The 23551-nt window shown below is 51.3% G+C and carries 27 protein-coding genes; 8 read left to right on the top strand and 19 right to left on the bottom strand.

Features of this window, described 5'->3' with window-relative positions; all coding sequences use genetic code 11:
• Positions 1-50: 50 nt before the first annotated feature.
• From LMED105_RS05800 to mltG, 3 genes are read right to left on the bottom strand one after another with little or no spacing between them, the layout of a single operon-like run.
• Positions 51-1007 carry a DNA-directed DNA polymerase gene (locus LMED105_RS05800; RefSeq protein ID WP_008249164.1) on the bottom strand — a complete coding sequence of 319 codons (957 nt, stop codon included), beginning with the start codon at positions 1005-1007 and terminating at the stop codon, positions 51-53.
• The gene (tmk, locus tag LMED105_RS05795) at positions 1004-1654 is read right to left on the bottom strand and encodes a dTMP kinase (RefSeq protein WP_040512520.1); all 651 of its coding nucleotides are present in this window, start codon (positions 1652-1654) and stop codon (positions 1004-1006) included. Before tmk ends, LMED105_RS05800 begins: the two co-directional genes overlap by 4 nt.
• A gap of 7 nt (positions 1655-1661) precedes the next feature.
• Entirely contained in the window at positions 1662-2675 is a 1014-nt protein-coding gene (gene mltG / locus LMED105_RS05790) for an endolytic transglycosylase MltG (RefSeq protein ID WP_040512518.1), read from the bottom strand.
• A 172-nt stretch (positions 2676-2847) separates the two neighbouring features.
• On the opposite strand from mltG, the gene LMED105_RS05785 reads away from it, so the two are divergent.
• Genes LMED105_RS05785 through LMED105_RS05775 form a run of 3 tightly spaced genes read left to right on the top strand, consistent with a single transcriptional unit; the run spans position 2848 to position 4885 of the window.
• Positions 2848-3750, top strand: coding sequence for a folate-binding protein YgfZ (locus LMED105_RS05785; RefSeq protein WP_050771162.1), 903 nt, complete (start codon positions 2848-2850; stop codon positions 3748-3750).
• Positions 3747-4076 carry a DUF4936 family protein gene (locus LMED105_RS05780; RefSeq protein ID WP_008249160.1) on the top strand — a complete coding sequence of 110 codons (330 nt, stop codon included), beginning with the start codon at positions 3747-3749 and terminating at the stop codon, positions 4074-4076. The genes LMED105_RS05785 and LMED105_RS05780 overlap by 4 nt, the downstream gene beginning before the upstream one ends.
• A complete protein-coding gene (locus tag LMED105_RS05775) occupies positions 4076-4885 on the top strand; it encodes an NRDE family protein (RefSeq protein WP_008249159.1) in 810 nt (269 codons plus the stop codon). The genes LMED105_RS05780 and LMED105_RS05775 overlap by 1 nt, the downstream gene beginning before the upstream one ends.
• A 12-nt stretch (positions 4886-4897) precedes the next feature.
• Here LMED105_RS05775 and LMED105_RS05770 read toward each other — a convergent pair whose 3' ends face one another.
• Complete coding sequence (locus tag LMED105_RS05770; protein ID WP_008249158.1) at positions 4898-5200, bottom strand: Dabb family protein; 303 nt, start codon at positions 5198-5200, stop codon at positions 4898-4900.
• A gap of 27 nt (positions 5201-5227) precedes the next feature.
• The gene (locus LMED105_RS05765) at positions 5228-6865 is read right to left on the bottom strand and encodes a 3-(methylthio)propionyl-CoA ligase (protein ID WP_040512436.1); all 1638 of its coding nucleotides are present in this window, start codon (positions 6863-6865) and stop codon (positions 5228-5230) included.
• 95 nt (positions 6866-6960) lie between these two features.
• Here LMED105_RS05765 and LMED105_RS05760 point away from each other — a divergent pair, with 95 nt between their 5' ends.
• Genes LMED105_RS05760 through LMED105_RS05740 form a run of 5 tightly spaced genes read left to right on the top strand, consistent with a single transcriptional unit; the run spans position 6961 to position 10686 of the window.
• Complete coding sequence (locus LMED105_RS05760) at positions 6961-8487, top strand: YdiU family protein (RefSeq protein WP_198006802.1); 1527 nt, start codon at positions 6961-6963, stop codon at positions 8485-8487.
• 18 nt (positions 8488-8505) lie between these two features.
• On the top strand, positions 8506-8919 hold the full coding sequence (msrB, locus tag LMED105_RS05755) for a peptide-methionine (R)-S-oxide reductase MsrB (protein WP_008249155.1): 414 nt from the start codon (positions 8506-8508) through the stop codon (positions 8917-8919).
• Positions 8920-8937: 18 nt separating this feature from the next.
• A complete protein-coding gene (locus tag LMED105_RS05750) occupies positions 8938-9573 on the top strand; it encodes a septation protein A (RefSeq protein ID WP_008249154.1) in 636 nt (211 codons plus the stop codon).
• Between the two features lie 3 nt (positions 9574-9576).
• On the top strand, positions 9577-9846 hold the full coding sequence (locus LMED105_RS05745; RefSeq protein WP_008249152.1) for a BolA family transcriptional regulator: 270 nt from the start codon (positions 9577-9579) through the stop codon (positions 9844-9846).
• A 57-nt stretch (positions 9847-9903) separates the two neighbouring features.
• Positions 9904-10686: a peptidylprolyl isomerase gene (locus LMED105_RS05740; protein WP_008249150.1), complete on the top strand. Its 783-nt coding sequence runs from the start codon at positions 9904-9906 to the stop codon at positions 10684-10686.
• A 71-nt stretch (positions 10687-10757) separates the two neighbouring features.
• Here the strand turns inward: LMED105_RS05740 and nagZ are convergent, their stop codons facing one another.
• From nagZ to fabF, 14 genes are all read right to left on the bottom strand, one after another.
• Complete coding sequence (gene nagZ / locus LMED105_RS05735) at positions 10758-11780, bottom strand: beta-N-acetylhexosaminidase (RefSeq protein ID WP_008249148.1); 1023 nt, start codon at positions 11778-11780, stop codon at positions 10758-10760.
• Positions 11781-11804: 24 nt separating this feature from the next.
• Positions 11805-12209 (bottom strand): holo-ACP synthase, encoded by a 405-nt coding sequence (gene acpS, locus LMED105_RS05730; protein WP_008249146.1) that lies wholly within the window; start codon positions 12207-12209, stop codon positions 11805-11807.
• Positions 12210-12233: 24 nt separating this feature from the next.
• On the bottom strand, positions 12234-12974 hold the full coding sequence (locus LMED105_RS05725) for a pyridoxine 5'-phosphate synthase (RefSeq protein WP_008249144.1): 741 nt from the start codon (positions 12972-12974) through the stop codon (positions 12234-12236).
• On the bottom strand, positions 12971-13705 hold the full coding sequence (gene recO / locus LMED105_RS05720; protein ID WP_008249142.1) for a DNA repair protein RecO: 735 nt from the start codon (positions 13703-13705) through the stop codon (positions 12971-12973). The genes LMED105_RS05725 and recO overlap by 4 nt, the downstream gene beginning before the upstream one ends.
• Positions 13698-14594: a GTPase Era gene (era, locus tag LMED105_RS05715; RefSeq protein ID WP_008249141.1), complete on the bottom strand. Its 897-nt coding sequence runs from the start codon at positions 14592-14594 to the stop codon at positions 13698-13700. Before era ends, recO begins: the two co-directional genes overlap by 8 nt.
• Position 14595: 1 nt before the next feature.
• The gene (rnc, locus tag LMED105_RS05710) at positions 14596-15312 is read right to left on the bottom strand and encodes a ribonuclease III (RefSeq protein ID WP_083797110.1); all 717 of its coding nucleotides are present in this window, start codon (positions 15310-15312) and stop codon (positions 14596-14598) included.
• A gap of 20 nt (positions 15313-15332) precedes the next feature.
• A complete protein-coding gene (gene lepB, locus LMED105_RS05705) occupies positions 15333-16199 on the bottom strand; it encodes a signal peptidase I (RefSeq protein ID WP_008249139.1) in 867 nt (288 codons plus the stop codon).
• 2 nt (positions 16200-16201) lie between these two features.
• On the bottom strand, positions 16202-17995 hold the full coding sequence (gene lepA, locus LMED105_RS05700; RefSeq protein ID WP_040512512.1) for a translation elongation factor 4: 1794 nt from the start codon (positions 17993-17995) through the stop codon (positions 16202-16204).
• Between the two features lie 124 nt (positions 17996-18119).
• Complete coding sequence (locus LMED105_RS05695; RefSeq protein WP_008249136.1) at positions 18120-19595, bottom strand: DegQ family serine endoprotease; 1476 nt, start codon at positions 19593-19595, stop codon at positions 18120-18122.
• A 15-nt stretch (positions 19596-19610) separates the two neighbouring features.
• Positions 19611-20591: a MucB/RseB C-terminal domain-containing protein gene (locus LMED105_RS05690; protein WP_008249135.1), complete on the bottom strand. Its 981-nt coding sequence runs from the start codon at positions 20589-20591 to the stop codon at positions 19611-19613.
• Between the two features lie 14 nt (positions 20592-20605).
• Entirely contained in the window at positions 20606-21256 is a 651-nt protein-coding gene (locus tag LMED105_RS16165) for a sigma-E factor negative regulatory protein (RefSeq protein WP_008249134.1), read from the bottom strand.
• A 16-nt stretch (positions 21257-21272) separates the two neighbouring features.
• On the bottom strand, positions 21273-21875 hold the full coding sequence (rpoE, locus tag LMED105_RS05680; protein ID WP_008249133.1) for an RNA polymerase sigma factor RpoE: 603 nt from the start codon (positions 21873-21875) through the stop codon (positions 21273-21275).
• Positions 21862-22236 carry a hypothetical protein gene (locus tag LMED105_RS16780; protein ID WP_156799557.1) on the bottom strand — a complete coding sequence of 125 codons (375 nt, stop codon included), beginning with the start codon at positions 22234-22236 and terminating at the stop codon, positions 21862-21864. Before LMED105_RS16780 ends, rpoE begins: the two co-directional genes overlap by 14 nt.
• Before the next feature lie 35 nt (positions 22237-22271).
• Positions 22272-23510, bottom strand: coding sequence for a beta-ketoacyl-ACP synthase II (gene fabF, locus LMED105_RS05670; RefSeq protein ID WP_008249132.1), 1239 nt, complete (start codon positions 23508-23510; stop codon positions 22272-22274).
• Between the last annotated feature and the right edge of the window lie 41 nt (positions 23511-23551).

Here is a 23551-nt window from a genome sequence, read left to right as displayed (position 1 = left end):
TTTTTCAATGAATTACTTCGTTAAATTTTGCCACTGTTGCCCTACATACTCTAGCGCCAAACGGGGGTTAATAGGATGATTCGCCAGACGAAATTCCTTCTGCAAATTTTGATACAACTGGCTGAGCGCTCCACACCAATCGATTTCACCCACATTAGCTTGGGTGCAAGCCAGGGAAAGTTATTGCCTTTCAAGCCATGGGCCTGCGCAACACAATCGCTACACAAGCGCATGGCCAGTTCAAGCACTACCGGCAAACCTACTTTTTCGAGCCCTGCTGGCGGGTTGGCATGCTGGTCGGGATTGGCAAGCCACTCCAGAAACTTTTTGCGCAAATCAAGCTGGTCTGCTGATGTTTGTGCCAGGCCGAGCGCCTCAAAAGGATCATTCATGGCAACACCCAAGGCCACATCTGGCTGTTGTACACCTTGCGCCTCCAGCCAAGCCAAACATTCGGCAATTGCCGGCATAGGCATGGTCAATTCTTGACATCGTGAACGAATGGTCGGCAACAGCTTGTCGACACGGCTGCCCACCAACACAAACCGCAAACCATTGGCTGGCTCCTCAAGCGTTTTCAGAAGCGCATTCGCAGTGTTTGCATTCATGTTGTCAAAGGGATAAACCACCACATAACGGGAGGCTCCGCGGCTGGACGCTGTATTGAAATAGTTTTGAAGATCCCGCACGTCATCGATTCGAATATCCTGACTCGGTTTGACACCGGTTTTTACTTCAACATTAAAACCGAGTTCAAGCCCGACAGCCTGTGGCATCAAGTAGCGTAAGTCAGGATGATTGCCGGCCAAACGCATGTGGCAACCAGGACATTGCAGGCAAGGTTTTTTGCCCGCAGGTGTCTCGCAAAGCAATTCGGCAAGGTGCTGCCCCACCAACTCATAAAGCCCTTTGGGTTGATGGCCATGCACCAGTATTGGTGCCGTAGTGGCTTGCATCAAATTGCCCAACTGCGTCTTGGCGCGCAACAACCAGCTTGCGGTGGTCATGCCAGACCCAGGTTCAAATGTGTTCGCATGAACTTGTCGAGTTCAGCCAGCACGGTTTCTCCCACTTCTGATTCAGAAGGCTGAGCGTCGATCAAGCGGATGCGGCGAGGGTTCAACTGCGAGCGTTTGATAAAACCGGCGCGCACTGCCTCAAAATAACCTGTCGGCTTTTCCTCAAATTTGTCGCTAGCACCCGCCCTGCCCTGTATGCGACTTTGCGAAATAGCAATCGGCAAATCGAACAGAAATGTCAATGTGGGCTCGAATCCCTTCAAGGCCCACTTGCTCAATTGCTGGCAGTCCTCCCAGCTGGCACCACCTGCGCCAGCCTGATAGGCAAAGCTGCTGTCCTCAAAACGGTCCGTAATTACCCACACGCCGCGATCCAGTGCGGGCTGAATGGTTTCAACCATGTGTTGTCTGCGTGCCGCATACATGAGCAGTAACTCAGTATTCACATCCATGTCGTGGTGTAACACCAACTCCCGAATGGCTTCACCCACGGGTGTACCCCCGGGTTCACGGGTTTGCAGGCATTCAAAACCCAATTCTTCAAGGCGCGCTTTGACTCGCGCAATGTGCGATGATTTTCCTGCACCGTCTACGCCTTCAAAACTGATCAGATAACCCTGTTTTTGCTTTTTCATGAGGCAGTCACCGCCCGAGTTGATATTTGCGCACAGCATTGTTGTGCTCATTCAGATTCTTGCTGAAATAACTGCCCCCGTCACCCTTGGCTACAAAATAAAAGTAAGGAGTTTTGTCCGGATTCACCGCTGCGTACAAAGCAGCCTTGCCAGGGTTTGAAATAGGTGTTGGAGGCAAACCGGCCCGGGTATAACTGTTGTAGGGCGTATCAGTTTGAAGGTGTTTGCGGGTTAAATTGCCATCGAAAGTCTCGCCCACACCGTAGATTACCGTCGGGTCGGTTTGCAGCAACATACCCACACGCAAGCGATTCACAAATACGCTTGCCACTTTGCCACGATCGCTGGCCAAACCAGTTTCTTTCTCGACAATCGAGGCCATTTTCAGGGCGTCATAAGGAGTTTTTAACGGTGTTTGGGGATCCCTTTGCGCCCAGGCCTTCTCAAGTTCTACCTGCTGCAGGCGCACTGCCCTGCCCAATAGCTCAGACAACTTCGAGCCTGGCGAATATTTGTAGGTATCCGGATAAATCCAGCCCTCAAGGCTGTTACCCTGCAAGCCTAACTTTGTAGCAATCGCCCGATGATCCATGCCAGGCAAATCATCGATCAAATCAGGCTGTGCACGCAATTTTGCCAACAAAGCCCGAGCGGTTTGCCCTTCCACCAAGGCTACACTGCTCAACACCCCCTGCCCTTTGCTCAAGTAATCCACCAGACCCAAAGTACTGATTCCCTCGGGAAGATCATATCGACCGGCTTTCAACTGGCCGGCGCTACCAGTTAACCGTGCTGCCAATACAAACAGATTTGGGCTCACACCCAACCCCTGCTGATTCAACTCATTGGCAATAGCCCGTGCACCCAGTCCCGAGCTAACATGCGCATCTACGCGGGGCTGACTGCGGTTTATCGGCACATTCAAAACAAGGTAAACAGCCACAATAATTGTGGACAGTGCGACAACACTGGCAATCAAAATTCGTTTGAACCATTGCCAGCCAGACGCAGTTTTTTTCATTGCTTTCTTTGTTTTTTTAGCTTTGCGCACGACTTTGCTTCACCTTGGGTTGTTGGAAGGCGAGACCTTACCAGAAGCCACTACAATGTGGAGATTGCCATTCATGATAGCGGGAAAGTTTTTCCATGGCTTATCGGCATTGTTTGTTTTGTTTGTTACTAAGGATTTGAGCATGTCTGCACAGTTTTTATCGCGTTGGGGTGTCATTGGCGTGGACGGAGACGACGCAGTGACCTTTCTTCAATCACAACTCAGCAACGACGTGGCCGGCATGGCTGAAAGTCAACTGCGCATGGCGGGCCTGTGTACTGCAAAAGGCCGCTTGCTGGGTAGCTTTTTCGTATTGCGCCACGGCAAGCAGGTGTTTTTGGTTTGCCGCCAAGAAACAGTTACAGCCTTGGTTAAACGCCTGAGCATGTTTGTGTTGCGCAGCAAATGCAAAGTGCGCGACTGCACGGCTGATTATCAACTTGCTTTTGTGCCTGATTCGGGGCCAACCTCACCCATGCGGGTTCAGTGGGATGAACAGGGCACCGCCACCGCCAGCCTGCGCGCATTGAACGGCTCAACGCCTGGTTTTCAGCTTGTAGTGGGCAACGGAAAAACCGAACAATCCAGCGCCGCCGATGATCAATTCGAGTTTGCCCTGCAGCAACTTGGCATCGCTTATGTGTCACAACCCACTGTAGAAATGTTCATTCCGCAGGCCATTAATTTCGACTTGGTGGGTGGTGTCAGTTTTAGCAAAGGCTGTTACCCCGGCCAGGAAATTGTGGCCAGAAGCCACTACCTGGGCAAGGTGAAGCGGCGCGTGTTTCAAGCCACGGCAACAGGCTCTTTAACCGTTACCGCAGGGCAGGATGTTTGGCTTGCCGGAAAAGAAAACGAACCAGCAGGTGCTGTAGCCACTGCGGTGAACTTCAATGGTCAGCAGTATTTGCTGGTTGAATTGCCAGTAGACGATGCCGAACAAAGCGGTGCTATTTTCACTGTCAAAAATGACGCTGGCGCCATTGCGTTGAACGTTCAGCCACCTCCCTACGATGTACATCAAAAAGGCAGCGTGTTTGAATGACGCGCCAGCTTTTCATTTACTACCGCATACCCAAAGCCGACATTGCTTTGGGTTTGCAGTGCGCCGAACGCATGGCCGCACGTTTGAAACAACAAGGCTTGGGCCACAGCCAGCTTTTTCAACGTGAAGAAGTGGACAAACCTTACTTCACCTTGATGGAAGTAATTCACCCCGCACATGAACACTCCGCTTGCGAGGCTGCATTCATCGAGACACTGGCGCAACTGGCCAACGTTTGTTTTGCTGACTTTCCAGTCGTGCCCAGTCGGCACGTAGAGGTGTTCACCCAGGTGGATAATGAGGTGGGTAATGAGGTGAAACAGTAATGTGCCTGGCCGTGCTTGCCATTAACGCGCACCCCGGCTATCCCTTTATTTGCCTGGCCAACCGGGATGAATTTCACGATCGCCCCACCGCTCCATTACAGGTTTGGTCAACAGTTTATGGCTCGCTTTGGGCTGGTAAAGACCTGCAATCCGGCGGCACCTGGCTTGGTATTGGCAGCAATGCCGAGTTTGCCCTTTTGACCAATGTCAGAAACAGCACATTGAACATGCCTGGCACGGCCCCATCGCGCGGCCAGTTGGTACTCGATGCAATTCAAACCAGAGCAACACCCGAAGAGAAGGCCTCCCTTCAGTACGCGGGTTTTAATTTGATTCATGGCAACCTGCAATCGCTGAACCTACTCTGCACCAGCAACCAAAGCCTGAAACTTGGCAATGGGCTCGATTACTCAGTCGCCTTGCAAAATGGCCTACACAGCCTGTCCAATGGCTACCTGAATGCGCCCTGGCCAAAATCACGTCTGTTGAAAACAGGACTGCAACAAGAAATTGAGGCGAATTGCTCAAACCACACTTCACTGGCTGCCTTTGAGCAAACCCTGCTGGGCTTACTCACCAATACGAGGCTTGCGGAAGATGCAGAGTTGCCCAGCACCGGTGTGCCTTATGAATGGGAGAAAATGCTGTCTGCCGTGAAAATTGTGTCGCCCTTGTACGGCACCCGCTCAAGCGCGGTAATTCTACTAGACCGCAGCAACACCGTTCACTTCACCGAAATTACATTCAACCCGGCTGGAAATGAAATTGGGCGACAAAGGTTTGAAATACCCCTGTCGCCCAAGCTTTAGTCGAAGCTGTTTTTAGACTTCGTAATCCATGCACTGTCGAGCTGTGCGCACTTCACCAATAAAGCTTTTGATGGCTTCGTGAGTGGGGTGCACCGCGTAGGCATCCAGCGCGGCTTTGTTCTCGAAAGTCGAGTACAACACCACGTCATAAGTGCATTCAAGGCTGGTACCACCCAAGCCCACTTCAAAGTCCACAATGCCGGGCACGATGTTGGCGCAAGCCATCAGCTTTTCCTTCACCAGTTCCATGTTGCGGGCCTTGTTGTTGCCAAGGGCTTCGTCTTTCAACTGCCAGAGTACGATGTGCTTGATCATTGAACTTCTCTAAATTTAGTTGGGTACTTAGTTGGGTAGCTTGTAGTCTTTGAACTGCTCACGCAACTTCAATTTCTGTATTTTACCAGTCGCGGTGTGCGGCAATTCATCTACAAATGCCACATCGTTGGGCAAACAGTACTTCGCTACCTTGCCTTCATAGAAGTTCAGCAGTTCTTCCCTGCTAACCTCCACACCTGGCTTGCGCACTACCACCAGCAGTGGGCGTTCATCCCATTTCGGATGGTAAACAGAAATCACGGCCGCCTCATGCACCGCAGGGTGCGCCATGGCCACGTTTTCAAGGTCGATTGAGCTAATCCATTCACCGCCTGACTTGATCACGTCTTTGCTGCGATCCGTAATCTGCATGAAACCTTCGCGATTGATCTTCGAAACATCACCGGTGGCAAACCACTTCTTGCCATCCTTGTCGGTTGTGAATGCCTTTGCACCTTCTCCGCCGTAGTAGCTGTCAATTACCCAATGCCCGCGAACCAGCAAATCACCAAAGGCCTCGCCATCCCAAGGCAATTCCTCACCATCGTCGCTGACAATTTTCATGTCCACACCGAAAATTGCGGTGCCCTGCTTTTGCATGATGTTTTGCTTTTCTTCCAGCGACAACTCCATGTGCTGAGCCTTCAAGCGGCATACGGTGCCCAGGGGCGAAAGTTCAGTCATGCCCCAGGCATGAATAACCTCAACACCCAAACTGTTCAGCGTTTTAATCATCGCTGCTGGCGCGGCAGAGCCACCAATCACGGTGCGGTTAAAGTAGGTAAACTTCAACCCGTTTTGCTGTACATGGTTCAACAAACCCAACCACACGGTGGGTACGCCGGCCGAGAAATTCACCTTCTCGCTTTCCAGCAGTTCGTAAATGGAAGCACCATCCAAAGCCCCGCCAGGCATCACCATTTTTGCACCCGTCATCAAGGCAATGTAGGGGATACCCCAAGCGTTGACGTGGAACATGGGCACTACAGGCAAAATGGTGTCGCGGCTGCTCAAGCCCAATGCATCGGGTGTGCAGGCCGCCATTGCATGAAGTACGGTAGACCTGTGTGAATACAAGGCCCCCTTTGGGTTGCCAGTTGTACCGGATGTGTAGCACAGACCTGAAGCTGCGTTTTCATCCAGTTGCGGCCACACATAGTGATCCGAAGCGTCTTTGATCAAGGCTTCGTAGTTCAGGCAGCCCGCCACTGCCTGCTCAGCAGGCATGGCAGCTTCATCGCACATTTGTACCCAGCGCTTCACGGTTGGGCATGCTGGCGCAATTGCTTTGATCAATGGCGCAAAGGTGCTGTCGAAAAACACCATTGTGTCTTTCGCATGGTTGATGATGTAAACCAGTTGCTCGGGAAACAAGCGTGGATTCAAGGTGTGCACCACTGCACCCATACCTGACACCGCATAATAAATTTCCACATGGCGATAGCCGTTCCAGGCCAACGTGGCAATGTTTTCACCTTGTTGAACACCCAGGCTGGTCAGGGTATTGGCCAGTTTCTTGGTGCGTTTGGCCACTTCGCCGTAGGTGGTCCGATGAATATCGCCTTCCGTGCGGCGTGACACAACTTCAACATGCGGGTGGTGCCGCTCTGCGTGTTCCATCACCGATGAAATCAACAGGGGCATGTTCATCATCAAACCTTGCATTTGCGCTCTCTCCTCCAGGTATTACGTTTGTTCTGCGGCCTTCCCCGACTACAATGGTGGGGTTGTTTAACGAAACTATACTTCAGGACCGCCCTTTGTTTCATAATCACGATTCTATTTTGGTTCAAGAATACGCAAGTTTAGGTGCGCCATATCTTGCCGAAGTGCCCGCCACGCCCCTTCGCACAGAAGTCAGCCTGGTTCACCTGAATACGGCCTTGGCCAATGAGGTGGGTTTAAATGCTGAAGAATTGAGCAAGGCACAGGGTATTGATGTTCTTTCTGGCAACACCCCGTTTCCCGGTTATCAAAGCCGAGCCAGCGTATATTGCGGCCACCAGTTCGGGCAGTTTGTGCCCCAGCTGGGCGATGGCCGAGCCCTGCTGATTGCAGAAATTCGCAAGGGCAAACAGTACCGCCAGCTACAACTCAAGGGCGCCGGCCCTACCCCCTATTCCCGCCATGCGGACGGCCGCGCGGTGCTTCGCTCTTCTATACGTGAATATTTGGCGTCTGAAGCCATGCACGCGCTCGGCATACCCACCACACGTGCGCTCAGCCTGACTGCCAGCGTTGACCCCGTGTTTCGTGAAACAACAGAAACTGCCGCGGTGGTTTGCCGCGTCAGCGAGAGTTTCATGCGGTTTGGTCATGTGGAATTTTTTTGCTACACCAATCAACTGGACGCCTTGCGCAACCTGTTGAGCTGGCACATTGAACAACATCACCCCGACATTGACCTGGGCGACACTGAAACCAGTTTCCACGCTGGCTTGCTACAGTGGCTGGGCGTGGTCGTCGCGCGCACTGCGCGCATGGCGGCCCAGTGGCAGGCAGTGGGGTTTTGTCATGGTGTGATGAACACCGACAACATGAGCTTGCTGGGTTTAACCATCGACTATGGTCCCTATGGCTTCATGGACGGTTTCGACATTGACCACATTTGCAACCATTCCGATCACCAAGGGCGATACAGCTACCGCAACCAACCCAGAATTGCCCACTGGAACTTGTATGCCTTGGCCCAGGCCCTGAGCCCACTGATCCCTGACAGCAAAGAGACGCTTCAAAACCTGCTGGATGGCTTTGCAGATGTTTTCCATGCAGAGCACAGCACCCTGTTTGCACGCAAATTGGGCTTGGCCCATGAGCAAGGCGATGCCGTAGACACCCTGATTGAAAACACCCTGAAATTCATGCACGAACACACGCTGGATTTCACCCGGTTTTTTAGATCAATTTCTGCACTGAACCCAACAGCCACTTTGGAAGAAAACTTCGCCAGCTGGCAGCAAAGCCCCTTTTTCCCGCTGGCTTTGGGCGATGAAGCGCAGCTGAACAACTCAAAGCTGTGGCTGAACGAATGGCTAAAAGCAACAAGCCAGCCGACTTCCAGCGTGGAAGCCTGGCGAATAAATCTGGATCAGACCAACCCGGCGTTCGTGCTGCGCAACCACCTGCTACAGCACGCGATTGAGCAAGCGCAAAAGGGTGATTTTGCTGAGGTGAACCGATTGTTTGCGGCGTTGTCTGACCCTTACAATGCGGCGTCACTGCTAGGCGACTACACGGCACAGCCACCCGACTGGGCCAAATCGCTGGTGCTGAGCTGTTCGTCATGAATTACGGAGACCAAGACCATGACAGAAAAAATAGTGAAAACAGAGGCCCAATGGCGGGAAGAGCTCACGCCCACGAGCTTTGAAGTCACCCGAAAAAAAGGCACCGAGCGCGCCTTCACCGGACAATACTGGGATCATCACGAACCCGGCATATACCGCTGCATTTGCTGTGCCACACCTTTGTTTGCGTCCGACACAAAATTTGACTCTGGCTGTGGGTGGCCCAGCTACTTTGCACCGTTGAACCCTGACAACATTGAAGAACACACAGACCGCAGCTACGGCATGGTTCGCACCGAGGTGACCTGTAAGATATGCGATTCCCATTTGGGGCACGTGTTCGAAGATGGGCCCGCACCCACTGGCCTGCGGTACTGCATCAACTCGGTCAGCTTGGCGTTTGAACCCTTTGCATCAGACTCATCGGCTTAACTACACTACAACTACAACATGAAACTGTTACTCGATTTTCTACCGATTGTTCTGTTTTTCGTCAGCTTCAAATGGGCTGGCAGCAACCCCGAACTGGCTCAAGCCATGCTGGAGCCCATCCTGGGCAGTATTTCCAATGCAGAAGTACAAACAGCACAATTGCCAATTTTGCTCGCCACAGTGGTCGCCATTCTGGCCACAGTGCTGCAAATTATTTACCAGAAAGCCACCGGCAAAAAGGTAGAGAACATGCAGTGGATCGGCCTGATCCTGATCGCCGTGTTTGGCGGGGCCACATTGATTTTGCAGAATGAAACCTTCATCAAGTGGAAACCCACCGTTCTTTACCTGGCCATGGCAGCAGGTTTCCTGATTGCATATGCCTTCAAGCGAAATCCGATTGAATTGATGATGAAAGGCCAGGTTGAGCTGCCGCCCCATGCATGGGTGAATTTATTGTGGGCCTGGGTCAGCTTTTTTGTCGTGATGGCCGTTTTGAACATTGCGGTTGCCTACTCCTTCTCGACCGAGGTGTGGGTGGACTTCAAATTATTCGGCTCTTTGGGGGCCACCCTGATCTTCGTGTTTGGGCAAGGCTTTTACATGTCGAAACATATGAAACAACCCAATGAACAAAACAGCGAGGCCAAGTAATCCATGGTCACTAGTGAAGACATCAAACAGCGCCTTGAAACTGCACTCGATGCCGAAGTGGAAGTGATTGATGAATCTCACCTACATGCGGGGCATGAAGGTGCCAAGTCTGGCGGGCGGCATTACCGGGTCAAACTGAAGTCTGCACGCTTCAATGGGCTGAGAACATTAGCGCGCCATCGTCTCGTGTATGATGCTTTGGCAGAATGGATGAAAAAAGAAATCCACGCCTTGGCTATTGATTCCACTGAGGACTCCACCGAAGACGCATGAATGAATGGCAGCCAAAGTCATCCGTATTAACTCTCTGAGACACAAGGTTATTTTGTTATGTTGAAAACCACCCTGAAAGCAACTTGCCTGGCCGCCGTACTGGTTCTGGGCACCCCCGTGCATGCTCAAAACGCCGCTGTGGTGAATGGTCAGTCCATTCCAAGCGCGCTGGTTGACTTCATCATGGCCGAGCAGGAAAAGCGCGGCCAGGCTGCCTCACCGGAAATGCGCGCCACCATTCGTCAAGAACTGATCAATCAGGAAGTGATGAAGCAGGAAGCCGTGAAGAAAGGCTTGGGAAGCAGCCCTGAAGTGAAATATCAGGTGCAAATGATGAATCAGGCCATTTTGGCCAATGCATTGCGTGAAGACTTTTACAAGAACACCAAGCTGACCGACAAAGAAGTCGAAACCGCATATGCTGAAATTGCCAAAATGATGGGCGGCAGCGAGTTCCGCGCCAGCCACATTCTGGTTGAGCAAGAAGCCGAAGCCAAAGCAATTATCGACCAGTTGGGCAAAGGCGGAAAATTCGCAGACATCGCTAAGGCCAAGTCCAAAGATCCCGGTTCAGCACCCAATGGTGGTGACCTTGATTGGGCCAACCCCAACAGCTTTGTGCCCGAGTTTTCTCAAGCCATGGTCGGCCTGAAGAAAGGCGAATACACCAAGACCCCAGTGAAGAGCCAGTTTGGTTACCACGTCATTCTATTGGCCGATACCCGTCAGGCCACCCCACCCAAGCTTGAGGAAATTCGCCCGCAGCTTGAGCAGAAAATGATCAACGACAAGTGGGAAGAGTACCAGGGCAAACTGTTGTCAGGTGCCAAGGTCAAGTAAACACTTTCAGTGTCCTGAATTAAAAAAGCCGCCAGTCAAAACACTGGCGGCTTTTTTTAACGAACAGTAATTCAGGCATTGCTTATTCTGTCAATTGCAGCCTGGTACACATAACTCTGACGCAGATCGTCCCAATTCATCGATTGCCCGGATAGCAAACGACTCAGGCGACGGCTTCTTACTTCCCTGTTTTCATGAACTTCGGGCACTGGTTTATTAACCAAAGTGTCAATGTCATCGAAGTTGTTGCAAGCCAGTACGGCATCACACCCCGCCTGCAAAGCAGCGCTTGCTCGGGCACGAATATCCCCCACTCCATGCGCCCCCACCATGTCCAGGTCATCGCTGATCACTGCACCATCAAAGCTGAACTTCACCCTCAACACCTCCTGAATCCAGAAGCTGGAGAAACACGCTGGCATAGGGTCCACCTCGGAATACACCACGTGAGCCGGCATGATGCTGGCCATGTTCAGGGTCGAATTCAATTGGTAGGGCAGCGCGTCCACCTTCAAAATTTCATTCAATGAGCGATTGTCGTGAGGCAAAGCCAAATGGCTGTCCAAGCTCACCCAACCATGCCCTGGAAAGTGTTTTCCGCAGGCTTGCATGCCTGCAAGGGCCATGCCATTCATCAAGGCCGAGGACAGGCGGGAGACCATTCGGGCGTCTTTGCCAAACGAGCGGTCCCCGATAATTTCGCTATTGCCCCAATCCAGGTCCAGTACGGGCGCAAAACTCATATCAATGCCACAGGCGCGCAATTCGGCGGCCATGACAAAGCCTGCCTCACGGGCCAAAAGCACTGCATCATCAAAATCAGTTTCGGCACGCTGTCCAATTTGGCGCATCGACGGAATTGCAGTAAAGCCGTTCCGAAAACGCTGTACTCTGCCGCCCTCGTGATCCACGAAAACAGGTTTGCTCAAACCGCCGTTTGAGCGAATAGATTCTACCAAATCAATGAGTTGCGCTTTGCTTTCAAAGTTCCGCGTGAAAAGAATAAGTCCGCCAACGGCCGGGTTTTGAATACGTGCAATGTCCTCTTTGGACAAAGTCAAACCCGTCAAACCAATGATGAATGGACCTAGCATATTGAATGAATTCCTTAATGTAATTTATTGTTTTGAATATAAAATTACCGTTGCAATCACGTAATTTTGTTCATCACTGATTGAAATTTTTGCCTGAGCCCTGCGGGACTGTAACCAATTCTCGAGACGTTCGGAATAGACCAAAACGGGTGCCCCGGAATCGCTATTCAACACTGACAAATCCTGGAACGAAAAATGGGCACCCACTCCTGTGCCCATGGCCTTGGAAAAAGCTTCTTTGGCGCAATAGCGTGTTGCAACAAACAAGGTTCCTCGAATGGCTGATTTGTCGGATCGGCGTTCGTATTCATCAATCTCTGCTGTAGTCAGCACGCGTTTGATAAACACATCCCTGCCCTTGCGCAACAAACCCTCAAGCCGATCTACCTCAAGAATGTCACAACCCAAACCAAGAATGTCATCTATCATCGAGGCAATTAAACCTATTTTCGTCTATCGGGGCCGAATTGCATCCAATTTTGCTGAAATCATAAGCTCTTTCATTTTCTTGATTGCGCCTTCCCAACCCATGAACACCGCATTGGCAACAATGCTATGACCAATGTTCAACTCTGAAATGGTTTCAATCGCGGCCACTGGTTGCACATTGTCGTAATTCAAGCCGTGCCCTGCATTCACTCGTAGGCCCTCGGCCACCCCAAAATTGGCCGACTTCCGAATTCTGGACAGCTCGAGCTCTACCGCAGATCCCAGCGCGTGGGCATATCGCCCAGTGTGCAACTCAATCGCGTCCGCGCCGCATTTCAAGGCTGCCTCGATTTGATCCAAGTCTGGGTCAATGAACAGCGAAATTCTCATTCCTTGGTCTTTCAAACGTGCCACAGCAGGCGCGATCAGGTGAAAACCACCAATCACATCCAGGCCGCCCTCGGTCGTCACTTCTTCCCGGCGTTCAGGCACAAAGCACACGTCCTGAGGCTTTACATCCTCGACCAGGCGAATCATTTCCTCAACCACCGCACACTCAAAATTCATACGCGTACTGATCAAAGGCCGAATTCTTCGCACATCGTCATCCTGCATGTGGCGCCTGTCTTCACGAACATGCACGGTGATGGCATCCGCGCCATATTCTTCAGCCAGCAGAGCAGCCCGCAATGGATCGGGCTCATGCCCCCTGCGGGCTTGGCGGATCGTGGCCACGTGATCAATGTTTACACCGAGTTCAATCATGCTCTTAACAAATGCTCCATCCAGACTCTAGACATCAAACCGTTGGGCGCGATGTGCGTCATCAACAGTTTGCGGGTAATCGGTTTTAAGGCACTCGCAGCAGACTTTGACCAAATGCCATTCTGAATTTCAGCAATCCACAATCCCTGGACCATCTGCTCAACGCTGCTACTCGTCGAATTGTTTACATTTCCCCCGTCTGAGGGAGACCAACCCTCGTGGTCTTGCCACACGTAGTGACGCTCAGGATCAATTGCTACGCCAGTCCTGTCCTGCTGCCAATCAAGGCCGTATCCCAAGGATTGAAGCAAGCCCACCTCAAACTGGCGAACACACACATTCATGTCATCGCCACCAGCCAAACCCAATAAGGTGTTTTGATACAACTCGAACAAATCTGGGTGCGTGTCCTCGCGGCTCAAACCGCGCATCAGTAATTCATTCAGATAATAAGCAGCAAACAAAGCTTTTCCATCTGGCGACATCAAACCACCCAGCCACTCGGCTTGCATCAGGGTTTTGACTTCTGACTTGCCGGTAAAACGAACTGAAAGTGGCTGAAAGCTAACCAACACCGCCCGCAAACCTGAATGCGGCCTTTTGGCGCCCTTCGCCACCACTGGCAAACGCCCGTGTTCCTTGCAAAACAACTCAACAATCAAACTGGTTTCCTTGTACGGCACACTGTGCAGTACATAGGCAAAATCAGTGGTAGATCGAGTGTTATTCATACCCCAGACTTTGAAGCAGGCTTGCATTGTCCGCCCAACCGCTGCGCACTTTCACCCAGGTTTCAAGATGCACGCTGCCACCAAACAAACGTTCCATATCCTGCCGTGCTTCCGAACCAATTCGTTTCAGTTTCTCGCCACCTTTGCCAATAATCATGGCTTTGTGGGAAGAGCGATCTACCAGGATCGAGGCATAGATAACCCTTCGACCTTCCTCAATTTCGAATTTATCGATCACCACCGTGCAGGTGTACGGCAACTCATCGCCCACCAAACGAAACAGCTTCTCCCGAATACGCTCTGCCGCAAGAAACTTTTCCGGACGATCGGTCAGCGTGTCTTCGTCGTAAAAGAAAGGTTGCTCGGGCAACAAGGCTGACACTGCTTCTTTTAGCGCATCCAGATTTTTAATGGCCTGCGCACTCAAAGGCACAATTGCATCAAAATTACGTTGCCCACTTACCTTTTGAAGAAAAGGCAGCATCTCGGCTTTCTTTTCCAGTAAATCGACCTTGTTCACCACTGCCACAAGCGGCACGCCCTTGGGGCAAAGCTCCAGTACCTTCATGTCGGCCGGGGTCAACTTGCCCTGCTCAATCACCCACAAAATCACGTTCACGTCAGCCAATGCAGTCAGCACGGCTCGGTTCATGGTTTTGTTCAAGGCGTTGGAATGCTTGGTTTGAAATCCAGGCGTGTCCACAAAAATAAACTGGGTGGGCACATCTTTAATGGTCTCAGTCATTACACCGAGCACCCGGTGACGGGTGGTTTGCGGTTTGCTGGAGGTGATCGACAAATGCTCGCCGATCATTCCATTCATGAGGGTGGACTTGCCCACATTGGGGCGCCCTACCACGGCAATCACGCCGCATTTTGATTCGGCCATGTCATTGCCTCCTGCTGGCTTGATTGGGGTCAGAATACTCCCGTTCAAGCAATTCGATAAGCACCGCTTGCGCGGCGTGCTGCTCAGCCACCCGGCGAGAATGCCCTTGCCCAACCTTGGTAATTTCAAGGTCTTCAACTGCGCATTCCACACTGAACTCGGGACTGGCTGAGGTTCCACCCTCTACCAACACACGGTACATTGGCAGTTTCATGCGCTTGCCCTGCAGCAGTTCCTGCAGGCGGGTTTTGGGGTCTTTGCCCATGGACTCGATTGGAGTTTCTAGCATCACCGGCTTGAGCAAACGCACCACGCAATCGCGTGCGGCCTCAAAGCCTGAATCCAGAAGAATGGCGCCAAAAAGGGCCTCAAGTGCATCGGCAACAATGCTGTCCTTGATGGTTTTCGCACTGCGAAGCTCGCCCGCCCCCAGAAACAAATACTGATCGAGCAACAGATTGCGACCCACCATGGCCAAGCAGTCTTGTTTAACCAGATGCGACCGCACACGCGACATCTTGCCCTCATCCATGTCTGGATGTGTTTCAAACAACAAGATGGAGGCCGCGCAGTTCAGGACGCTGTCACCCAAAAATTCAAGGCGCTCATTGTGATGACTGCTGTAGCTGCGATGCGTCAAGGCAAGACGAAGCAAGGCCTGGTCTTTGAACGAGTACGCCAATGCAGCTTCAAGACTTGAATACTTTGAACTATCCACTCAAAACCTCCAGGCTGGCTTTAATGAAACAAGCCAATTCGGGAAAAGTCATTGAAGTTCATCCACACCAAAAATGCCTTGCCAACCACTTGCTCATCCGAAACGAAGCCCCAGATACGGCTGTCGCTTGAATTATCCCGGTTGTCGCCCATCATGAAATAATGTCCCGGTGGTACTACACAGCGAAAGCCGGTCACATCGTATTTGCAGTTGTCCCGATTCTTGAATGACTGCGCACCAATCACGTAAGGCGGCGCATCTTCATCATTCAATACCAAGTGTTTTTTACCGCCCAGGGTTTCCTGAAACTGCAGTGAATAAGAAAAATTATTGGGGTCGTAGTATTTGTCCAGTTCTTTCACTGGCAGAACCTGGCCATTGATCGACAGCTTCTTGTTTCGATATTCCACCACATCACCACCCACGCCCACCACGCGCTTGATGTAATCAAGGGAAGGATCTAGCGGATATCGAAACACCATGACATCGCCACGCTGAGGATCATTGATTGGAATAATTTTCTTGTCCACAATTGGCAAGCGAATTCCATATGTGAATTTATTCACCAGAATCAGATCACCAATCAACAAAGTTGGAATCATCGAGCCCGATGGAATTTTGAACGGCTCCACCACAAACGAACGCAACACAAACACAAACAAAATAACTGGAAAAAAGCTTGCGCTGTATTCCAGCCACAATGGCTGCTTCATGTACTGCTGACGAATTCGCCTTTCAGCATCACCGTTCAGGTTGGCATTGCCCCCCGCACCAGCCAAGGCTCGCTCTGCAGCTATTTTTCGTTTTGGCTTGAACACAAACACATCAAGCACATAGAAAAAGCCGGTGAACAACACCAGCAAAAACAAAATAAGGGAAAAATTCATTGTTATTTGTCTTCCACTTGGAGAATAGCCAAAAACGCTTCTTGCGGAATTTCCACGTTACCGACCTGCTTCATGCGTTTCTTGCCTGCCTTTTGCTTTTCCAACAGTTTTTTCTTGCGTGAAATATCACCCCCGTAGCACTTGGCCAATACGTTTTTACGCAGGGCTTTTACAGTTTCACGGGCAATAATGTTGGCGCCAATTGCCGCCTGAATGGCCACATCAAACATTTGACGGGAAATGATTTCCCGCATTTTGCCCGCCACTGCTCGGCCTCGGTAAACCGCATTGCTTCGGTGAACCATGATCGACAAGGCATCCACTTTCTCACCGTTGATCAACATGTCTACTTTCACGATGTCTGCTGGCCTGTATTCCTTGAATGCATAGTCCATGGATGCATAACCACGCGAGGTCGACTTCAACTTGTCAAAAAAGTCGAGCACGATCTCGGCCATGGGCATTTCAAACGTAATACGCACCTGACGCCCGTGGTAAACCATATTGGTTTGCGTACCACGCCGACCAGTACACAGGGTCATGACTGAACCGACATATTCTTGTGGCATTAATAAATTGACCACTACAATCGGTTCACGAATTTCGTCCACCTTGCTAAGATCAGGCATTTTAGATGGATTGTCTACGCGAAGAATGGTGCCATCGCGCTGCTTGATCTCGTACACCACCGTGGGGGCGGTGGTGATCAGGTCCATGTCAAATTCTCGTTCCAAACGCTCTTGCACAATGTCCATGTGCAACATGCCCAGGAAACCACAACGGAAACCGAATCCCAACGCCTGAGATACTTCAGGTTCGTAATTCAGGGCAGCATCGTTCAAACGCAATTTGTCCAAGGCCTCTCGCAAAGCCTCATATTGGTTTGATTCTACGGGGAACAAACCCGCAAACACTTGAGACTGTACTTCCTTGAAGCCGGGCAAGGGTTTGTCAGCAGGCTTGCCTGCCAATGTTACTGTGTCTCCAACCTTGGCACTTTCCAGCAACTTGATACCGGCATTGATGTAACCTACTTCGCCAGCGGACAACGAATCGCGCGCAACCGACTTGGGCGTAAAAACACCCACGTCGTCGGCAATGTAGGTATCACCTGTGGCCATCAGTTTGATTTTGTCTTTGCGGTTTAGTACACCGTTGATCACGCGGACCAACATCACCACACCCACATAGTTATCAAACCAGCTATCGATAATCAAGGCTTGCAAAGGAGCATCTCGGCTACCGCGAGCGGGTGGAACCTTGTTGACGATCAACTCCAGTACGTCGTCCACGCCGAGACCGGTTTTTGCGGAAATGGCGATGGCCTCGGAAGCATCAATGCCAATCACATCTTCAATTTCAGACTTGGCATTTTCTGGATCGGCTTGCGGCAAATCGATTTTATTCAGCACCGGCAGTACTTCGACACCCAGGTCCAAAGCGGTGTAACAATTGGCCACGGTTTGGGCCTCTACACCCTGCGAGGCGTCAACAACCAGTAAAGCGCCCTCACAGGCCGACAACGACCTGCTCACCTCGTAAGAAAAGTCGACGTGCCCTGGTGTGTCAATTAAATTGAGCAAATAGGTGTTGCCGTCTTTGGCTTTGTAGGTAAGCGCGGCGGTTTGCGCTTTGATTGTGATGCCACGCTCTCGCTCAATGTCCATCGAATCAAGCACTTGAGAATCCATTTCCCGATCACTCAAACCACCGCATTTTTGAATCAAGCGGTCGGCAAGCGTGGATTTCCCGTGATCAATGTGGGCGATGATCGAAAAATTGCGTATGTGCTGCATTTGCATCATTAAAAAGGGGGCTGCTTGGCCCCCTGAGAATTTCGGTAACGTCTCATTTTACCCGATCAGGCCTTGCTTTACAGCATATTTCGCTAGGGCTATCGAGTTGTTCAGAACTAAAGATTCAGGGTGTCAACACCACGAAGAAAGAGTTCTCTCCACGACGTACCAACATTGGGGCTGCCTGCCCTTTTGGAATCGCCTTGACCAAGTCTGCAAATTGCTTGGCCGAGGTGATGTCGGTTCGACCCACTCGCAGAATTACGTCACCCGCCGTAATGCCCGCCGCTGCGGCCATACCGACAGCATTGTGCACCACCACACCGCCAGCCAGGTTCAAAGTCGACTTTTCCTGACCGGTTGGATCGGTCACGGTCAAGCCAAGTTTGTCAGCCTCAACTGGTTTTGGTTTTTCAGCAGGTGCCGCCGCTGGCTTTGCAGCCTCAGTTTCAAATTCTGCCACTGTAATTGACACAGTTTTCTCAGCACCTTTGCGCCACAAAACCATATTAACTTTGCTACCCGGCTTGGTTTCACCCACTATTCGTGGCAAATCCGAGGCCTTCTCCACTTTCTTGCCATCAAAGCGCAAAATAATGTCACCAGCGATTACACCCGCTTTGTCGGCTGGGCTGTCTTTGCCAACAGACCCCACCAAGGCACCCACAGCGGAATCTAGTCCCAAAGCCTTGGCCACGTCTTTGTCCACCTCTCCGATTCCAACGCCGATACGCCCGCGACTTACTTTGCCGTTCTCACGCAATTGCTTGGCCACACGCATGGCTTCATCAATTGGAATGGCAAAAGAAATACCCATGAAACCGCCAGTGCGGCTGTAAATCTGGGAGTTGATGCCAATCACTTCGCCATCAAGATTCAACAGTGGGCCACCAGAGTTGCCGGGATTGACAGCCACGTCAGTTTGAATAAACGGCAAATACTCACCCGTATCGCGGCCTTTGGCACTCACAATACCCGCGGTCACTGAATTCTCGAGACCAAAAGGTGAACCGATCGCAACCACCCATTGACCTACCTTGGTGTTGTTCACGTTGCCAATTTTCAGAAATGGAAGGTTCTTGCCTTCAATTTTCACCAAAGCAACATCAGTGCGCTGGTCTGAACCAATCACCTTGCCCTTGAATTCCCGCTTGTCCGGGAAGGTGACGATAATTGACTCTGCCCCGTCTACTACATGGTGATTAGTCAGCAAGTAGCCGTCTGAATCGATTACAAAACCTGAGCCTACACCGCTCGGTACTTCACGTTCCGGGGCCTGCTGGCCTCCACGAGGTGCTTGGCCCGGCTGTCCTGGCATCGGCGTGCCTGGAGGCATGAAGCGGCGAAAAAACTCGAAAAACGGATCATTGGGATCCATACCCGGAAAACCGGGGAAGCCCTGAGGGTTCTGGCTTACTTTTTGGGTGGTGCGAATATTGACCACAGCGGGACCAACGCGATCCACCAAATCGGAAAAGTCGGGCAAGCCGCGTGAGTTGGCTTGGGCATGGGCTGGAATCGAGCCTGCAAAAAGCAATGTGGCCAGCAAAAAAAAGGCCATCCATACAAAATTTCGGGAATTCAACACTTCAGATCTCATTTAAAAATTTCCTTGTTATTGAGACTTCCAACGAACGGACTTTAAAAAAAGTCCCAAGGTCTTCTCGGGCACTTCACCCAGCACTGTCACTAGGTGCTGGCCCTGAGTTTCAGACTTCGACATCACTGCACCGTGGCTCATAGGCACTTGCGGCATTGAGTGACTGGCTTGTATTTTCTGAACAAACACTGACAATGTAGACAAACCATCCGAATAAACGGTTTGATGAATCTGATCGTCCTTGGATTTCACCCTGCAAACCGTGTCAGCCTTCTTGAATCCAAACGCGATGTCTGGAAGATCATAGGTCAGTTCGCTGGGGGTCAGTGTACGCACCTCTGTGCTACTGGTTCGCCACCCAGGCCCTGCCTTGGCCAACGAGGGATTTTCTATCAGTGCCGGTTCAAATGATATTTCCTTAAACCCCACGTTTTCAAGCACCTCACCCTGCGGAGAATACAGCTCCGAGCGCATTAAAAGCTTGTTTTCGCGATCGACGTAAAGCCTATATTCGTAACGCAAATCATCTTTCGGGGTCAACTTCAATACACGCACCGCACGGCCCGCAACACGGCGACCTGGCATTTCACTGATTGTGTATAGCTTTTCAAGGGAATTGGAACCGTCCGCCCCGGCCAGCACTCTGGGAAATGCAATCGAGGTATGGCGACGCTCAGTCAGGATCATTTTACGATCGGGGATCACACATTGAATTTGATCGTTGTGCCGAATCCACTTTGCAGGCTGACCGTCGAGTCGTTCAAGCACCTCGAACTCACCACCTGCAGTTGCCTGATGCAAAAGCTTGCTGGTTTGAGAGTGTTTGCCAGATTCGGTGATCAGCAACCCCGAATAGCTCAAGGATTTGGCTTGATCGTGGCTAGCCCACACCAAACTCCACAGACTTTGATCCGCGTGCGCAGCGAAAGCGACCGAAGCCAACAAAACGCCGGTTGCAACATGTTTGGCAAAGTGAAACGGGCGGTACATCTTCATAGTTTCAATGTCACTTAGCGGCGGGATGAAACATAATTGAACTCAACACTGGGATCGGTGCTGTAGGGGGAAGGTTCCCACACATTCATCCATTCACCAGCGCCAGAGTTGTTCACGATAATGGTTTCGGTGTTATCCAGCATCGGACGGTCTGCTTCTACCCTGGCTATTGGCGACACACCCGACAATCCGCCTCGAATGCTGTTCTGTTGATGAGCCATGAAATATTCTTGCCAAAGTGCCAACTCTTCATCGGTAAATGTATTTTCGACAGCCTGTGTCCGAACCATTTGTACCTGGCTATCCAAGGGTGGGATGGCTTGGTTCAATGCGAAACTGAAAAATCCCACGGCAGCCACCGAAGCCAGCAAACGGCGCGAACGCCCAGCGGCAAATACGCGCTGCAGTGCAGTTTGACGGCCCATTTGAGCAGCCAGAACTGGCGCAACCACTGTGGGCTCGTTTTCCAAACTTGCCGAAATGCGCCCCACCAAATCTGGCGAGTGAAATGCGATCATCTCGCTTGAACGAATCAAGTCGCCCACCGCGCAATAACCCTGCCAGGTCTGGGCCTCTTCGGCACCCATGGCGCCAAGCAAGAGTTTAAGCTCAGCTTCATCAAGCTCGCCGTCCAACATCGCGGAAATTTGTTCGTTTCTGTTCATTTCTACACTCACCGGTTTACCAACGCTTACTGCCTTTGGGTTCCAACAAAGGTTTGATTTTTGCCGCAATGGATTCTCGCGCACGGAAGATTCGGGATCGAACCGTGCCGATTGGGCAATCCATTGCCGCGGCAATCTCTTCGTAACTCAGGCCATCAATCTCGCGCATGACAATTGCAGATCGCAACTCTTCGGGTAACGCCGCCATGGCCTCATTGACCGCTTCACCGATCTGCTTGGTTTGGTAGAGCGATTCCGGCGTATCAATGTTACTAAGAGCAGCATTGTCTTCAAAAGTTTCACTGTCCCCGTCATTTGATTCTTTCAGGGTAGAAGGACGCCGTCCCTGCGTCACCAGCAAATTCTTGGCGGTATTAATGGCAATGCGGTAGATCCAGGTGTAAAAGGCGCTGTCACCCCGGAAATTACCGATGGCCCTGTAAGCCTTGATGAATGTTTCCTGAACCACATCCTCAATGTCTTCCTGATTGCGAACCATGCGCGTGAGCAAGCGGGCCACTCGCCTGTGGTATTTGTTCACCAACAAGTTGAATGCGAGTTTGTCACCCGCCTGAACGCGCTGAACGATCAACAGATCATCGTCTTTATCGGAGGACATTCATCCTCCAAAAATAACTGGAAAGTGAAGGCTTTTCGGCGTTTTCATGCGACTGTAGCCGACACGCCAAAACACGCAGCTTACGAAACGCCGGTGAAGAAGCAGGTACAAACAGCACCCTGGCTTTCAAAAATGCAGATTGTTGTGAAAACAGGAATATGCCGAACGGCAAAACCCAAGCCCGATAAAAAGAAACCAGATGGTGCTCCTGTCCGTTTGATATTGCGCGGATCAGAAAGAACCGGGGATCAAACTTAACGTATGTGTCTGAATCGCATTCCGAGGTGAAGTTGAACACAAGCTTTTCGGGTTTGCGCGAGGCAGATACAACTCGGGCAGCGAATGTAAATTCATTCAACATGCTGCCCGACCGAATGTTTGACAAGGAGCGCCCCGTTACACCCGTGCAATGGCCAAGGTACCGTTGGTACCGCCAAAGCCAAAGGAATTAGACAAGGCCAGTTTGATGTTCATCTCGCGGGCCGTGTTGGCGCAGTAATCGAGATCGCAACCTTCGCCAGCCTCAATCAAGTTGATTGTGGGTGGCGAAACCTGGTGATGAACGGCCAGTGCAGTGAATACGGCTTCAATGCCACCCGCAGCACCCAACAGATGACCTGTCATGCTTTTGGTTGAATTCACCACAGTTTTGTAAGCGTGATCACCCAGTGCACGCTTGACTGCCATGGTTTCGGCTACATCCCCCAAGGGAGTCGAAGTACCATGTGCATTCACGTAGTTCACATCATCAGCGTTCATCCCGGCATTGCGCAAAGCGGCTTTCATGCAGCGCGCTGCACCATCACCATCCGCACACGGGGCTGTCATGTGGCTCGCGTCGGCACTCATGCCGTAACCCACCACTTCCCCATAAATTTTTGCGCCACGTTTTTTGGCATGCTCGTATTCTTCAAGCACCAGCACACCGGCGCCCTCGCCCAAAACAAAACCATCACGGTCTTTGTCCCAGGGGCGACTTGCAGCTGTTGGGTCATCATTGCGGGTAGACAAGGCACGCATGGCAGCAAAACCACCGATGCCCAGTGGTGAAACAGTGGATTCAGCACCACCGGCAATCATGACATCGGCATCACCGTACTCAATAATTCGCGCAGCCTCACCAATTGAATGCGTTCCCGTTGTACACGCAGTCACCATGGCAATATTAGGACCTTTCAGGCCGTACATAATGGACATGTGGCCGGAGATCATGTTGATGATGCTACCTGGTACAAAAAATGGGGAAATACGACGGTACCCTTTGTTGATCAAATCAGTGTGCGTGTCTTCAATCATCGGCAAACCACCGATACCGGAACCAATGCTTACGCCAATTCTTTCAGAATTTTGTTCGGTCACTTCAAGACCAGAGTCTTTGAATGCCTGAATGCCTGCAGCCAGCCCATAATGGATGAATGTATCCATTCGAGCAGCTTCTTTCCCGGGAATATATTCAGCCACGTCGAAGCCTTTGACTTCGCCGGCAATTTTTGCTGTCAGGGCTTCCGTTTCGAACCGGGTAATGGTCGAAATGCCAGATTTGCCTTGGGTCAGGCTTGTCCAAGCCTCGCTTACAGAATTACCCACAGGGCTAATGATGCCCAAACCGGTAATAACAACTCGTCTACGGCTCACAAGCCCTCCCTATATCCAATGTTTGCTTGAACAGGCAGGGG

Source organism: Limnobacter sp. MED105 (assembly GCF_000170915.1).
Taxonomy (GTDB): domain Bacteria; phylum Pseudomonadota; class Gammaproteobacteria; order Burkholderiales; family Burkholderiaceae_B; genus Limnobacter.
This window is presented reverse-complemented; position numbering and strand designations above follow the sequence as displayed.